13 protein-coding genes are annotated in these 15,923 nt (G+C 36.9%); all 13 read left to right on the forward strand.

The genetic code is table 11. The annotated features are described in order from the left end of the window. Positions 1-41 precede the first annotated feature (41 nt). The 13 genes from tssR to CEY12_RS19445 all read left to right on the forward strand — a co-directional run bounded on the left by tssR (position 42) and on the right by CEY12_RS19445 (position 15,915). Positions 42-2,441 carry a type VI secretion system protein TssR domain-containing protein gene (gene tssR, locus CEY12_RS19385; RefSeq protein WP_089029237.1) on the forward strand — a complete coding sequence of 800 codons (2,400 nt, stop codon included), beginning with the start codon at positions 42-44 and terminating at the stop codon, positions 2,439-2,441. 313 nt (positions 2,442-2,754) lie between these two features. Beyond that, positions 2,755-3,156 (forward strand): type VI secretion system tube protein TssD, encoded by a 402-nt coding sequence (gene tssD, locus CEY12_RS19390; RefSeq protein WP_172821052.1) that lies wholly within the window; start codon positions 2,755-2,757, stop codon positions 3,154-3,156. 427 nt (positions 3,157-3,583) lie between these two features. Next, a complete protein-coding gene (locus tag CEY12_RS19395) occupies positions 3,584-6,079 on the forward strand; it encodes an ATP-dependent Clp protease ATP-binding subunit (RefSeq protein ID WP_089029239.1) in 2,496 nt (831 codons plus the stop codon). A gap of 42 nt (positions 6,080-6,121) precedes the next feature. Then, a complete protein-coding gene (locus tag CEY12_RS19400; protein WP_089029240.1) occupies positions 6,122-6,988 on the forward strand; it encodes a lytic transglycosylase domain-containing protein in 867 nt (288 codons plus the stop codon). A gap of 454 nt (positions 6,989-7,442) precedes the next feature. After that, positions 7,443-7,856, forward strand: coding sequence for a type VI secretion system tube protein TssD (gene tssD, locus CEY12_RS19405; protein ID WP_172821053.1), 414 nt, complete (start codon positions 7,443-7,445; stop codon positions 7,854-7,856). Positions 7,857-8,082: 226 nt separating this feature from the next. Next, positions 8,083-10,275 carry a type VI secretion system Vgr family protein gene (locus CEY12_RS19410; RefSeq protein ID WP_089029937.1) on the forward strand — a complete coding sequence of 731 codons (2,193 nt, stop codon included), beginning with the start codon at positions 8,083-8,085 and terminating at the stop codon, positions 10,273-10,275. Between the two features lie 8 nt (positions 10,276-10,283). Further along, a complete protein-coding gene (locus CEY12_RS19415; RefSeq protein ID WP_089029242.1) occupies positions 10,284-11,174 on the forward strand; it encodes a hypothetical protein in 891 nt (296 codons plus the stop codon). Then, positions 11,149-11,406: a hypothetical protein gene (locus CEY12_RS19420; protein WP_089029243.1), complete on the forward strand. Its 258-nt coding sequence runs from the start codon at positions 11,149-11,151 to the stop codon at positions 11,404-11,406. The genes CEY12_RS19415 and CEY12_RS19420 overlap by 26 nt, the downstream gene beginning before the upstream one ends. A gap of 1 nt (position 11,407) precedes the next feature. Continuing rightward, the gene (locus CEY12_RS19425; RefSeq protein WP_089029244.1) at positions 11,408-13,009 is read left to right on the forward strand and encodes a hypothetical protein; all 1,602 of its coding nucleotides are present in this window, start codon (positions 11,408-11,410) and stop codon (positions 13,007-13,009) included. Between the two features lie 7 nt (positions 13,010-13,016). Continuing rightward, on the forward strand, positions 13,017-13,412 hold the full coding sequence (locus CEY12_RS19430) for a hypothetical protein (protein ID WP_089029245.1): 396 nt from the start codon (positions 13,017-13,019) through the stop codon (positions 13,410-13,412). 44 nt (positions 13,413-13,456) lie between these two features. Beyond that, positions 13,457-15,037 carry a hypothetical protein gene (locus CEY12_RS19435; protein ID WP_089029246.1) on the forward strand — a complete coding sequence of 527 codons (1,581 nt, stop codon included), beginning with the start codon at positions 13,457-13,459 and terminating at the stop codon, positions 15,035-15,037. A gap of 9 nt (positions 15,038-15,046) precedes the next feature. Next, positions 15,047-15,700 carry a hypothetical protein gene (locus CEY12_RS19440; protein ID WP_089029247.1) on the forward strand — a complete coding sequence of 218 codons (654 nt, stop codon included), beginning with the start codon at positions 15,047-15,049 and terminating at the stop codon, positions 15,698-15,700. A gap of 17 nt (positions 15,701-15,717) precedes the next feature. Continuing rightward, on the forward strand, positions 15,718-15,915 hold the full coding sequence (locus tag CEY12_RS19445; RefSeq protein WP_089029248.1) for a hypothetical protein: 198 nt from the start codon (positions 15,718-15,720) through the stop codon (positions 15,913-15,915). Positions 15,916-15,923: the final 8 nt, after the last annotated feature.

Raw genomic sequence — 15,923 nt, forward strand, 5'->3', positions numbered from 1 at the left:
CCCAATTATTGGGCATACCAAATCATAAAAGATAAAATAGGATGAGAAATAAATTTCCTCTAGCAGCATATTACATAGGAGTTTCGGTTTTACTAATCAGTTGTCAAGTGAAATTGCCTTCGAAAAAAACTCCTGAACCGTCACAATACGGACAAATCGATAATTCTACAGTTATCAATGGATATCCAAAGAAATCGGCTCCATGGATTGCGATTTCAGACCGGTCAAGAAATACAGCTTATCTTGATAAAAATGATGAAAAATCATATAAAGAAGTTAAGTTCTTAGAACCTTTAATGGTTCTAAAACATAGAGATGGCATGGTAAAGGTAGCGGAGTATATTCCCGATGCTTTAATGAAAAAAGTGTCTTCAAAGTCTATTAAAACATATGGCTGGATTCCCGAATCTGAGCTTCTTCTTTGGAACAGTTCTTTAAAAGATGAAAGAACCGGCTACCCGGTAAGGGTTGCAGTAGTGCCAAGCAATAGTGATGTAATCAGAAGTGCAGAAAGATACTACAAAAACGATTCTATTATGGTTTTCAATTCCCCAAGTTTAATTGAAAATGCCAACGTAAAGATTCCTAACGGACAAATTGTTTATGTCTATAAACAGGCTGAAAATAATAAAAGATTTTTAGTAGGTAAAAAACCTAGTTTAGATATTGATAGCATCAGTAAAGGTTTGTATGGCTGGGTAAGCTCTAATGTGATTTCAGCATGGGGTGAGCGTTCAGCTGTAAAAATGAAAAATAATACTGAAGTTAAAGAAACTACTTTAGGTTTACATGAAGGTTCTCCAGGAGGGAATGATGCGGTAAACAGAACGGCAGTACTTCTTACAGACGTCAATAGAAGAACACCTCTTGAAAATATTTATCCTGTTAAGCTCGCTTTAAAAGATGCTCCAACTCCGGATTCGAAAACTAAATATTTTACAAATATCTTAGATTACAGTAAAAATTATGTTTTCAATGTATTAGGGGAGCCTATTTACTTTGATCGTTATCGTGAGATTACAGAAAGAAATAAAAAAATAAATATTGTTTTTGCTTTGGATGTAAGTGCGCCTAATATCCCTTACGCTCCAATAGTAAAATCTTTATTACAGGATTTACAACTTAGATTTGAAAAACCTTCTTATTTCAATGCCGTAAAATATGGGGTTGTTTTGTATAAAAACAATTCATGTGGCGAGAATGTGATGGTGTCTAATTTAAGCCAGGATTACAGTAAAATTACTACGTTTATTGATCAGAAGATCAATGAAATGAACTGTCCTACGAATAGTGGATACCAACCCGTTGGTGAGGGGTTAATGGCAGCAGGAAATCTTCTTTCAACTGTTCCTGATGAAACCAATCTGGTTATTACAGTGGGTACTTCTGCAAATCAGAGTGGTAATATGTTTGGAGTTATTAACTCTCTTACGCAGGCACAGGCCAGACTGATTATGTTCCAAACGAGTGCGAGATCTTCAGACACCTATAACGACTTTGTTTTACTTGCTGAAAATATCGTTACCAATACAGCGAAAAATATTGCTGAACTCAAAAAACAAAAAATCATTAACCAAAATGATGTTTTAACAAGAAATAATTTCAGTCTTGTAGAAGGAGATGAAGGCTTCTTCTCGTTAGATTATCCGAAGCAGAGTATGTCTGAGGGGTTTGTAATTTTCCCTAAAAAAGGGGATGTTGCAACACCGGGTTATTTGAAAAAATCAGTTGATAGTTTGATCACCCAGGTTACTCTGGATAATACAACGATCGATAATTCTCTTAATGCTTATTTCCATTCTTCAGTGGGGGCGGGAAGAACTGATGTGGATTTGAAATACAAATACCTGTATCCTGGTCTTACCAACCCTGTTCCTGCAGGAATTGCAGCTCAGCTGATCAATTACGGAAGTCCGTTTTTAGTAAAAGGATATATTCCAAAAGAACTGAAAGACTATCAGCCAGGACTTGAAAAAGGTATTTTGATTTCTGAAACTGAATATGATAATCTTAAAGCTTTTTATAAAGAGGTTTATGAAAAAACAGGTGCAGAAAGATCTGATTTTAATCAGTCTAAAGCAGTAAAAGAATATGTTCGACTTCTTAAAAAGTATAATCCAACGACTAAATTTTTAGACAAAGGAGATTTGTATGAGCAGCCTATGTCGTATGCGGTTGGATTGACTACAGGTTTTGATAATTCTGAAGAGGAATTAATGTCGAAATATAAGCTTAAAGGCTGGAAGAAATCTAAAATTGTTTTAAATGCAACGGTAAGAACGTATTTCCTTAACTATAAGAATTTAGCCGAAAGATTACTGACCCATAGAAATGATCCTGCTGTGAAAATTCAGCAAAACGGACAGACATTCTATTGGCTGAACGAATACTTTATGCCAACAATGCTTCCTGTAGAGGCACCAGAATATACGAAACATTAATTATTATAATTAGATATGGGCAAGAGGCGGAAATTTATTTCCGCCTCTTTTTTGGGCATACATGATCGTATTTCTTAATTCCATGAATCTGTTTAATATTTGATTTTTAAAGGAATATAAAAAACTATTTGCAGAAGATGGTGTGACTAGGTCGATATCCTTTTTTTCCCGGATTAAAAACCTCGAATCGTAGAACTACTACAAAAATTTAAAAATACATTGAAAAGCTTTTAAGAAAAGAAGAGGCATATTATCTTTGTTTTAGCATTCACTGAGTCACAAAATACTTATTAACGATTAAAAATTTACAATAATGGCAGCAAATTCTAGAGGAATTTTAAAATTCAACGGTGGCGAAGGTCAAAAATTATTGAAACTGAACTACAGCGTTTCAAGATCAACAGATGTATCGGGACGTGTGGCTTCAGATCCTTCGAACGCTTTAATAAAGCTAACAGTAGAAGCTACAGACAAATCAGATATTCTTGAGAGTTTACTGAACGGAAAATACAAGCCAACTAGTGGAGAGGTTACGTTCAACAAATCTCACGAGGAAGGAACATTAATTACTTTAAAGTGGGAAAACGGATATGTAATCCAGCATGAAGTAGACTTTAATGCAGTAGATGAAAACAGTATGCTGATCAGCTTTGTGGTAAGTGCAGAGACCATTAACTATGGCCTTGCTGCATATGAAGGTTTATGGCCGAGCTAATCCAAAAACGACACATTTAATCCACATTCATAGAAAAAGACTGTCCATCAAAAGACAGTCTTTTTTGCCTGAGGTTATTTCAGCATATGGGGCATCGGAATGATGCGGCCTTTTATAGAAGAATACTTTCGCTAAAGGGAAATGGGATTGGATATTTTTTTTTACCTTTAAACCTCACCACAATCATCAATTATGTTAATCATATCTGAGAAGCTGCATAGAATATTTTTTGGATCATCAGACCTATATAATGAGGTCTTTTGGAACCTTTTGATCGCGGATGATTATGGTGCAGTGGTCTGATATAATTATTTTAAGTGAAGTTTCAGTTTTTCCTGTTTAATAACAGCTGCTTGTGACTTTATTTAGGGAATAAATAACCAAATTATTACATACAACACAACATATATTAATAAGAAAATTATCAATGGGAGTACTAGTAACCAACGAAACAGTAAAACAGCTTTTTCATATTGCACAATCAATAGCAAGAGAAAATTATAATGCTACCTATGGGGGAGCACATCTTTTACAAGCTTTGATGCATAAAGATATCGGACTTAATGAATTTTTAAAGAATATTGATAAAGATCCGGGCTATTTTTATGAATGGGCAGATGTACGTATTGAAGATTATCCTAAAACAACCCATCTTCCCGATGAAGTCGGACAGGATGAAAATGTAAATCAAATTACTGAAGAAGCAGATGATATCAGATTAAAGCTGGGACTTGATGAAATTACCCCAATCTGCATCCTTACTGCGATCGTAAAACCTCAGGTTGCATTTTCATTGCAACAGCTGAAATCTTTACCGCTTAGAGAACATGAAATCTTAAATTTATATAGAAAAGACACTCCATTTGCAGTCTCTGAAAATGGTGAATTTTCCTCACTTTTTTCCAATACATCAGGTTTTTCGGACTCCTCTTTTCCTTCGATTAAAAATTATTGTGTAGACAGAACTGCGGAAGCCAGACAAGGAACTCTGGAAAATATCATTGGTAGAGATAAAGAGTTAAGAATGCTCGTTGAAATTCTTTGCCGTAGAAGCAAACCGAATGTCATTATCATTGGGGAACCCGGTGTTGGTAAAACAGCACTTGTTGAAGGTTTTGCTATTGAAATTACAAAAGGAAATGTTCCGGAAATGCTTAAAAACGGAACTCTTTTAGAATTGGACACAGGAGCATTATTAGCAGGAACTTCTTATAAAGGCGAGATTGAAGACCGACTTAAAAAGGTAATCAATGAATGTAAAAAAATAGAAAAAGCTATTTTGTTTATTGATGAAATTCATACGCTTCTTGATCCTAAGGGAAGTATAGGAAATGTTGCCAATCTTCTGAAACCGGAATTGGCAAGAGGTGAGATCACCGTTATCGGGGCAACTACTCAGGAGGAATACCGAAAGATCATTGAGCCGGAACAGGCTTTCAACAGACGCTTTGAGGTGCTTACAGTGAATGAACCTGATGAGCAGACCTGCGTAAAAATGATTGATGTCCTTCTTGAAGGTTATAAAAAACACCATAACATTGAAGTTGAGAAAACAGCTATTCCTGAATGTGTGCGTTTGGCAAAACGTTATGCAAAAGGTAAAAAATTACCAGATGCAGCAATTGATCTTTTAGACAGAACAATGGCGGCTATAAAAATGCTCGACGAACTTTCAGAAAAAGAATTGGAAAGCTGGAAAGAAAGCTATGAAGCAATTGTAAAAGAAGAATATCTTAATGCCAAGGATCAGGCAGATGAATTGATCTGGACCTACAATTTATTGAGAGATAAAATCAGCCCTATTTTATGGGGATCTTTAAGTGAGCAGCCTGCTATTGACAATTCAATGCCGGTAGATCAGATCAAAAAGATCATTGATGATACCTATGCTGAACTTCTTCAGCATGCTTCAAAGAAAAGAGAGAAAGTAGACAGGCTGGAACTGGCTGCTGTAATGGCTGCAAAAACAAATATTCCAATTGGTAAAATTCAGGCTCAGGAAAAAGAAAAGCTTCTGAATATGGAGTCTCTGTTACTGAATCGTGTAGTGGGGCAGGATCATGCCTTGAAAATACTTTCAGATGCTATTGTTGAAAACAGAAGTGGACTTAACAAACCTGGACAGCCGATAGGATCTTTCTTTCTTCTCGGACCTACAGGAACCGGAAAAACAGAACTTGCAAAATCAATGGCAGAGCTTCTTTTCAATGACGAAAAGGCTATGGTTCGTTTTGATATGTCAGAATTTAAAGAAGAACATTCAGCTGCATTATTGTATGGAGCGCCTCCAGGATATGTAGGATATGAAGAAGGTGGAATGTTGGTTAATAAAATCAGACAACAGCCTTATACAGTCGTTTTATTTGATGAAATTGAAAAAGCGCACCATTCTGTTTTTGATGTATTTCTTCAGATTATGGATGAAGGAAAGGTTCATGATAAACTGGGAAAAGAAGGAGACTTTAGTAATGCCCTGATATTATTTACATCCAATATTGGAAGTGAGGAAATTGTAAAACAGTTTGAAGAAGGTAAAATTCCAGAATCCAATTCATTAATGCAGATTATGTCTGGTTCCGGAAGATTCAGACCCGAGTTTTTAGCCAGGATCACAGAAATTATTCCATTTGCACCTATTACAGAGTCTATTGCGGAAAGGATCTTTAATATTCAGTTGAAATCTCTGCATACGTCATTAACAAGATTGGGAATGACGCTTACAATAAGCGGAGAGGCTGTGAAAAATCTTGCTCTTGGAGGATTTAGCAGTAAATATGGAGCAAGACAGATTTCTGGTGTTATACGTTCCCAGCTGGCAAGACCTATTTCAAAAATGATCGTTCGCGAAGAAGTGAAATCAGGACAGGCCATCCATGTAGACTGGAATAATGAGGAGGAAAAGCTAATATGGAAAGTCGTGTAATGTCTTATTGTATACCAAGAATGTAAATAATTAAATATTAGAATGAATTTTAATTTCAAACATACTGTAACAGGTCTATTATTGATATTATCTGCGCAAGTTGTAAGCGGGCAGTTTCTTTCTGCTTCAGATACTTCCGAAAACAGTGTGAAAAAATATAAAAGTATCATTAATTCAAATAAAGAAATTGTTGAATTTATAGAATATTCCCTGTCTCAAAAAGGGCTACCCAAGCATTTGAGAAATTTAGCATTGATTGAATCGGGTTTCGATCGAAAGCAGATATCAGGTGCCGGAGCAGCTGGTGTATGGCAGTTTATGACCGCTCATGCGAATCAGTATGGTCTTTCTGAACAGAGCCGGTCTGATTTGTACAGAAGTACAAAAACAGCGATGATCTCATTGGCCCAACTGTATAAAAAATACAATAACTGGGTGACGGTAGTTGCGGCATATAACTGTGGAGAGGGAAATATTTCCAGGGCAATGGATGCTGCAGGATCTTCACAATATCATATTTTCAGCAAGTATTTGCCATTAGAGACGATTAATCATGTTAAGAAATACCTGAATGCATGCTATGCAACAGGGGAATTAACGGGAGTATTGAATGATTATAACAATTCCCGGATGAATATGGTATTCCAAAATGGGGCAAGACCTAATACGGACGGCCCTTCCTTAGCAGAAACAGATATTAATGCAGGTTTTGACTTAAGTATTGTAGCCGATGAACTTGACGTAGATGTTGATAAAATATTAGCTTGGAATCCGGGAATAATGGATGAGCTTCAGCAGAGTGGTGAAAGTATATTTTACCTGCCTATTGATTTAATGCCTGATTTCCTGTTGAAGAAAAACAAGATCCTTAGCCGCTCTATTAAAGAGGGAAATAAAATTGTGAAATAATAGCAGCATCATAAAAGAAAGTTTTGCTTTAGTGTAATGAAAATAAAATCTGCGAGTAGCTCTCAGTCACTCTTTTAAAAGACTAATGATATTTCTAAAAAAACTGTGATTTTCCACAGTTTTTTTTATTGCTTATCCTTGGAATTGTAAAATTTAATTGATTATTTAAGTTATAATAGTTATTAATTTGTCTTAAATATTTGTTAATATTTCTCATCCTAGTGTTAAAATTAAGAGTCATCATGAGCTTGTTTTTAATTTCAATATTTTGATTTTCAATTATTTATATGAAAAATTATTTCTATTGTCGTAGAATTACTACACCAAATCGTAGAATTACTACAAATATTCAGATTGGTGTTTAAAAACTTTTAAGTTTAGAATAAAGAATATAGATTTGCTTCATCAATCAAACACCACATCACAAAATATTAACGATTAAAATTTACAAATCATGGCATCAAATTCAAGAGGAATCTTAAAATTCAACGGAAGCGAAGGACAGAAATTACTAAAGCTTAACTACAGCGTATCAAGATCTACAGACGTTTCAGGACGTGTAGCATCAGATCCTTCCAATGCTATCATTAAATTAACGATTGAGGCAACAGAGAAATCTGAAATCCTTGAAAGCTTACTTAATGGAAAATACAAGCCTACAACCGGAGAAATTACATTCAACAAATCTCACGAAGAAGGAACATTGATTACTTTAACTTGGGAGAATGGATATGTAATTCAGCATGAAGTTGACTTCGACGCTGTTGACGAAAACAGCATGTTGATCAGCTTTATCGTAAGTGCAGAGAAAATTAATTATGGTAATTCTGCTTACGAAGGTATATGGCCTGGTGCAAGCGATAATTAATTAAAAACATCCTAGTAAAAATAAAATTGTTACAGAATAGTTTACTCACCAGAGTTTACTATTCTGTTTTTTCATTTTGAAACCCATTAATCTAATATATTATCATATATGCTTATTAATTAAGTGTTTATGATTTTTGCTTTAGATGAAATAAGGAAAATTATCCAGGCGATAGCCTGATAATTGAATTCATTATATCAAGTTTATCAAATCAAATACTATGGCTATGTTTAAGGATGATAAATCGCCGAAAATATCGGCTCCTAAAAATATAAAGAATCCTGGAGAACAGTTAGGGGATACAGTTAAGAACCAGGCTGTACAGAAAACTACAGAAAAACTACAGGAAAAAACAAGTGGGAAAGTTCAGAAAGTAACCCAGAAACTTGCCCAGGCGCAAGCTTATTCAGGGATGGCTCAAAATGCATCCAGCCTTTTCATGAATCAGGTGGTACAGCCCAACACTCCTTCGGTTATAGAAGATAAAGTGTGGTCGAAACAGCCCACCTCTAAAATACTTAATGCGAATGCTATTCCCGAAAGTCAGATAATGGGTATTAACCGGGTGGTTAAACTCGAAATCATCATTGAAGGGAAAATTGTAAAGCATTTCAAACATTTCAAACTCAAACAGAGTGCTACCAAGCATCATGAATTCGATTTAATGCTGGCTCACGATACGCTTGGAAATCCTGAAAACCATAATCTCGAAGAAGCTCAAAACTTCCTTGGAAAAAGAATTACAGTAGTCTTCAAATACAAAGATGTTGAGGCCGGGCCGGAAAGAAGCTTTGTAGGTGTTATTACCGAAGTCGGTTTTAGTCAGGAAAAAGGCAGCCTTGGAAACGTTGTTCTTACTGGATCAAGTCCCACAGTATTATTGGATGCAGCTCCACATATTCAGAGTTTTGGAGGAGCTCAGGAAATAAGCCTGAACAGTATTGCCGATCAGATTATCAAAGAGGGATTGGGTCAGAATAAATTTGATTTCAGAGTTGATTCACAACATGGAAATGTCTCCTATAGTTCCCAATACGAAGAAACGCATTACAATTATCTGGCAAGAATGGCTGAAGCGTATGGAGAACAATTCTATTACGACGGTGAAGTTTTACATTTCGGAAAATTACCTCCGCAGGAAAAACCTATTAAGCTTACCTATGGAAGCAGTGTTCAGGATGTGAAGATAAAGATGAAAGCACAACACGTTAATCCTACATTTTATGGTTATAACAGCAGTAAAAATGAAAAATTAACAACCGGAAATTCGAAAATTTCTCATACTTCTGACATTGCAAAACGTGCGTATGAAATATCAGAAAAAACTTTTACAACGCCATCCTTAAGAGTAGCTCCGATTAAGGCCTCTTCATTTATGGATATTGATGCCTCTCAAAAAGGAACAGCAGGAAGTAAAGCATCAAGTGTTTTCATTACTTCGGGAACAACTACCGTTCCTTTCTTGTATCCGGGATGTACAGCTGATATCGAGATGCGCAAAACTGACAGCAATCAAACTTCGTATTTTACGAAATTAATGATCATTGAAGTGAATCATGAAGTTGATGCGAGAGGATATTATACCGGAACATTTGATGCTATTGCTTCTGATACCGGATTTATTCCGCGTCCTGAATTTGAAACTCCAAAGGCTGAAGCCCAATTTGCAAAAGTAATCTCTAATACCGATCCAAAGAATCAGGGACGTGTACAGGTACAGTTCGATTGGCAAAATGGATCTACGACCACAGAATTTATCCGGGTAATGACCCCTGACGCTGGTGGCAGTGAAAAAGTAAGTAAAAACCGAGGATTCATGGCTATTCCTGAAGTTGGAGATCAGGTGATCGTCAATTTCGTCCATCAGCATCCGGACCGTCCTTTTGTAATGGGAGGAATGTTTCACGGTGGTGTAGGCGGCGGAGGCGGTGCAGGAAACAATATCAAAAGTTTAAGCAGTAGAAGTGGAAATAAACTGGAATTGGATGATGGTGCAGGTTCAGTCTACTTAACAGATCAGGGCGGTGCTAATATGAAATTTGATGGTGCAGGAAATGTTACAACCAATGCGAATAATGATAAAACCGTTAAAATTGGAAATAATAATACAGTAAACACGGGTAGTAAAAACGTTATTAATGTTGGAAGTAAGGATGGCGGGGGTGCCAATTCTGTAATGTCTATGGACAATGCCGGTAATATTTCTTTAGAATGTGATACCAACGTTACTATTAAGACAGGCGCCAGTTCAATTACTCTAAAATCTGATGGGACGATTATTCTTAGTGGAAAAATAATTGGTATTAGCGGTGAGGGAATCGGGGTTGTAGGTTCAAAAGGAATCGATCTGTCTTCTCCTGCCAATCATCTTGGTGGTGGGCAAACTAAAATCGACGGTGGGGATGCCTTTATTAATTAAACATATCTATGAGTGATTCATTTAACATAAAAAATACATTTTCTGAACAATATACTTTAATCATAGATTCAGATATTAAAGCGGTGAACGTGCACATGATTTCCCGTTCACAGTTGAGGTGGGATTTTACAGTTTTAGAAGTCGGTGGAGATTATATCAAAGTGAAAATAATTGTACTCGACCATATTTTACTGGAAGCGAATAATCCTTTGATTAAAGAAATAGCAGCTTTAACTAACGCTTTTTCCAGACTGTATAACGAACTGTATTTAAAAATAAATACAGAAGGAAAAGTGGTTGAGGTAAGCAATATGGATGTTATTCGCTCCAAGTGGCAGCAGACGAGAGTTGAGATGGAAAAGATTGCAGAAAATAATCCTGAAATAAAAAATGCTATTGTTTTGAATGATAATGTTTTTCAGGATGAGAAGAAATTAATAGAAGGGATTCAGAATAATGAGTTTTTCCTGATGTATTTTAATAAAATTTATGGAAGGAAAATTCCCGGAAATTATAAAGAAAATGCCTTAAACTTTTTTAATTCTGCAACGGTTCATTGGAGCTTTGATCTTAAAAATATCAGTAACCCTCTGCTATCTTCAGATGAGGTTATTGTAGAACTTTTGGGAGAACCATCCATATTACTGAATATAGGATTTTACAATCGTGCCTACATTCAGTTTGCCAATCAGATTGATGTTTCAAAATTAGAAACTTCGCTGAAAGAAAAAGGGATATACCGGTCAGAGCAGTCTACAGGAAGAATTATAGAAGCTTCCTTAACGAGAGAAGAGATCGCAGATCCTGACAACCTGTATGCGAAATTGAAATATACATTTTATAGCGACGAAATTTTAAAATATAAAATGTCGAATGAATACAATACAGCAAGTTCCTGATGTAAAGTCTTATATTAAAAGTATTTCTATAAGAAACTATCATTTCGAGTTTAATTTAAAATTCGATAAGAAAAACTGTATTAAAAGCTTTTTCCTGTTCATTGAAAAAGAATATGAAAAAGACCATGAAAAATTTATCAGAAAGACGGGGTATGGGATAGAACATCACCGGATTAATGATAAAAATAGAATTAAAGCCCATACTAGAAAACAACTTTTAAAAAAGCAGTGATATGGGACATAAAATTATCACAGAAAAAGATTTTTGGATGTGCTCGAGTGGAGCTATGCCTGCCCAGTTACAGGGAACCAGAAAAAGCAATAAAAAAAGTTCTGGTGATGTGTATATTACTGTTGCAGATACTGCAACAAGCAGTTGGATAGACTTCGGATGTACTAAAAATATGCTGTGGGCTGCGCTCTTAACCGCCGTTGCGGTTGTTGTCGTTGTCGCATTAATTGTTGGTACTGGCGGAGTTGCGGCTATTGGCCTCATCGGAATGATGGCCATTGGAGCAGCAGCTGGAGTAGCCGGAGGCGTCATTGCAGCAGTTGATGGGGCATTGAAATGCGGACAGAAAAATGCCACAGCCAGAACCTGGGACGCCAGTAAAGAGAATCTTCTTCTTACCGGAACTCCGGGTATTACCGGAGACCGCACGATGACCTGTTCTATAGGTGGGGTAGTGAAATTTGCCCCGGAGATCAAAAGCTGGACTCATGCCATTGCTCTGGGCGGATTTAATTATATTACCCAATTAGCAGGTTGTGCATTAGGAGGTGCAGCTGTTGGAGCCGGAGGTTTTCTGGCTTCAGGATTGGCAGGTGGATCATTAGCGGTTGCAGCACCCACATTTTCTAGTGTCCTATCAAACGTAGCCGGGAGTTTTACGGGTATTTGGGGTGGTAGCAGGGCATTATTCGGACTCAACTCTTTAGCCAATGAGCATGCATATGGAAATGTTCAGAATGCCGGTGATGCAGGAGCTGCTTTAGTAAATGGAGGAGTACCTGAGATTGGTATGGGGAAGCGTATTTTTACAGGACAAGGACATCCTTCGGACTACCTTCTTTTCTTATATTTGTTAAACATACGGGCAAAAGGACCTACTCCTATTGAAGAACCTAATGCCGGAGGGGATAAAGATGGAAATACACCTTCTGATAAAGACGGAAATACCAATAATAAGGAAGAAGGACAGGCCAAAGAAGAAAATAAAAAGACACCCGATGAAGAGGGTACGCCGGCACCTAAGAGTGAAGCAGAGCAGCCCCAACCTAAAAAAGACGGGAAAGGAGATGCTTTTGCAGAGTCTGATGGCAAAAGTATTCCAGCGAAAAAGCCTAAAGCTTCCAAACCAGAGGCTGGCTCACCGGAACATAAAGCGGCAAGATGGGAAGCTTATCAGAATAATCCGAAGGTTAAAAATAAAAAATCATACGAAGAGTGGAGCAATCGCTATGAAGCGAATATGAAGAATGCGAAGAAAGGAAACAAATCCGCAGATGAATATCAACAGGAAATCGGATGGGGTGACAGGGAAGTTCCGATGAAGATCGATGAGAACGGTAATCCTGTTAAAGTAAAAAAAGGACAGGAGACGAGAAATCTGGATATTGGGGATGTTCCAAACAAAAAAGCAGTAGAAGTAAAAGATTATTCCAGCAAAAAAGTTCCTTACGATAAAGATATTAAGGCAGAGGTAGATTTTGATAAAAAGCTTGCAGAACAAGGATGGGATGTAGAATGGGTGTTTAAAGATAAAGGACCTTCCAAAGCTCTGGAAGAAGCATTGAAGAGCCCGCCGCCTATTAAAATAAAAATTATAAATTAAAAAGATCATGGATTTCGAAGATTTAGAAAAAGAGTTACAATCTGAAGTGGAAAGAGGAGAAGAAGTAGCAATTGAATATATTCAGAGTGGTGTTCAGTTTTCTCCGTTTATTTATTTTGGTGAGAAAAATATTAAGAAACTTGTTGCTGATTCTTTGGATGAAGCATTAGAAATGGCGGAAGAAGAAATAGAGGATATCGGTGAAGAGACGGTAGTTTTGATCTACAAAAATAAAATTACCCTTAATGATGGCAGTTTTGATGCCATTGTTTCTCAGGTCTATAATGTAGATGAAGAATCCGGGTACTCTTTCGGATTGGTTTATAAAATAGAGGATAATAAAATGAAATTTCTTAATAAGAGGGTGTTCCTTGGAAATGTAAGGAATTGTCTTATTTTTTAATTAAAAATATAAACCCATATAAATATAAACCGTAGGATCTGGTTATGGGAAATAAGATTATTACAGAAAAAGATTTCTGGATGTGCTCAAGTGGAGCCATGCCCGCCCAGCTGCAGGGAACCAGAAAAAGCAATAAAAAAAGCTCAGGTGAAGTCTATATCACCGTTGCAGATACGGCAACAAGCAGCTGGATAGACTTCGGCTGTACAAAAAACATGCTCTGGGCTGCACTCTTAACCGCTGTTGCGGTTGTCGTTGTTGTGGCATTAATCGTAGGCACCGGTGGAGTTGCAGCCATTGGCCTCATTGGAATGATGGCTATTGGGGCGGCAGCGGGAGTAGCCGGAGGAGTCATTGCAGCAGTTGACGGGGCACTGAAATGTGGACAAAAAAATGCTACTGCAAGAACCTGGGACTCCAGTAAAAGCGATCTTCTTCTTACCGGAACTCCTGGTATTACTGGAAATAGAACAATGACCTGCTCTATTGGCGGGGTGGTAAAATTTGCCCCTGAGATCAAAAGCTGGAGCCATGCCATCGCCCTGGGTGGATTTAACTACGTTACTCAATTGGCAAGCTGTGCATTAGGAGGTGCAGCTGTCGGAGCCGGAGGTTTTCTGGTTTCAGGATTGGCAGGTGGATCTTTAGCAGTTGCAGCACCTACATTTTCGAGCGTTTTATCGAATGTGGCAGGAAGCTTTACAGGAATTTGGGGCGGAAGCCGTGCTCTCTTTGGACTCAACTCTTTAGCCAATGAGCATGCATATGGAAATGTTCAGAACGCCGGTGATGCTGGAGCTGCTTTGGTGAACGGAGGAGTTCCTGAAATTGGAATGGGAAAACGTATTTTTACAGGGCAGGCCCATCCTTCGGACTATCTTCTTTTCTTATATTTGCTTAACATAAAGGTAAAAGAACCTGCTCCACCTATAAAAGAATCAAATGGTGGCGGCGATAAAGATGGGAACACACCCTCTGATAAAGATGGAAATGCCGATAATAAAAAAGATGATGGGCAGCCCCAAAAAGAAGAAAATAAAGCCCCGGAAGATGAAGGAGCCAATGGAAGTAAAGGACAGGGAGAAAACCAGCCGAAAGCCGACGAGGGAGGAGGAGGAAGTGCTTATGAAGAGTCTGTTTATAGACAGGATAGCCGTCCAAATTCTTCAGAAGGTTCTAAACCAGGAAGGGTTAAATCAAGTATCGATGAAAATGGAGATCTTGTTCCTGCAAATAAAGATGGAAAAGCTACCGTTGCTGATCATATAAGAGGTTCGGAACCGAAGAAAAGTGACAGCCCATACACTTCCTTCTCTGAAGGAAAACCGGGTATAGGTAAAAAGTACGGGGATAATGTAATAGAAGTTGATGTTAAAAGATTAGAAGCAGATATTGCGAATGGTAAAGTTAAAGATGTGGAAGTTCTGAGACCCGAACAGGTTCAGGCAGAATTACAAAGTAAAGTAGACGCGGCAAAAGCCAGATATGATGCGAATCCATCTGCGAAAAATTTGGAGAGACTGGAAAATGCCCAGAGAGATTTAAATAATACCGTAAGAGATAGAGAAGTCTTAATTAAAGGTCAGGTACCCGCAGAGTATATTAAAGTTTATCCCAACAAATAAAAGACAATCATGGAAGAAAACATGTCAAAAGAAACATATGATACCCTATACTATTATGATGAAGAAGGAGAAATAGGGTATGATCTTAGCGAGGTTATGCTTCTTGATAATGTAAATGATACAGATAGAATACATAAGCTCGTACAGTTATTAAGTTCAGATGATAAAGAAATAATTTACCAGGCAATTCTTATATTGGTTTCCTGGAATAAAAAAGAAGGATTTTCTAAACTTCAGCAATTTATCAATGAAAGATGGGATAACATTGAAAATTTTGATCCGCATAGAATATATGGAAGAGATATGGTGTATGATAAATTTTCACATGCACTTAAAATATCAGTCTTCAACGGCAATACCGAAACTCAATTAATGCCCTACATAAATCGGTTTTTGGAGCTATATCATGAGGTTTTTTTTGAAAGCTTTTTTAAGGATCTTTTATTATCACTGAATACTTTGAATTTATACCTTGCAGAAATTGAAAAAGCAGTTTTGAAAACTGTCAAAGCGGGAGAGCCCTACCAAGCCAGCCAACTTTTTCCCGTTTTAGTAAAAGCTGACCGTTCTTATTTTGAAAAATATAAGGTGTTTTTTGAGGATCTTAGCCTTAAAGATGACAGAATAGTATATAATATCGAAGAGGCTCAAAAATTTTTATAAAATGCCCTTCTAAACTTATGATTGACAAAAATGCAGAATTAAGATTAGAAGATATTGATGACCGTTTATATACCAAAAATGATATTAATGGATCCGCAGTATATTTTTTAGATCAGGAATTCACACAACCTTTTACAGGAGAAATATATGTGCAGTTTAAAGAGGTTTTGGAATCTGAAGCTCAATATAAAAATGGCTACAAAAATGGAATCTAATACCTTTA

The organism is Chryseobacterium sp. T16E-39, assembly GCF_002216065.1.
In the GTDB taxonomy this organism is placed as follows: Bacteria; Bacteroidota; Bacteroidia; order Flavobacteriales; family Weeksellaceae; genus Chryseobacterium.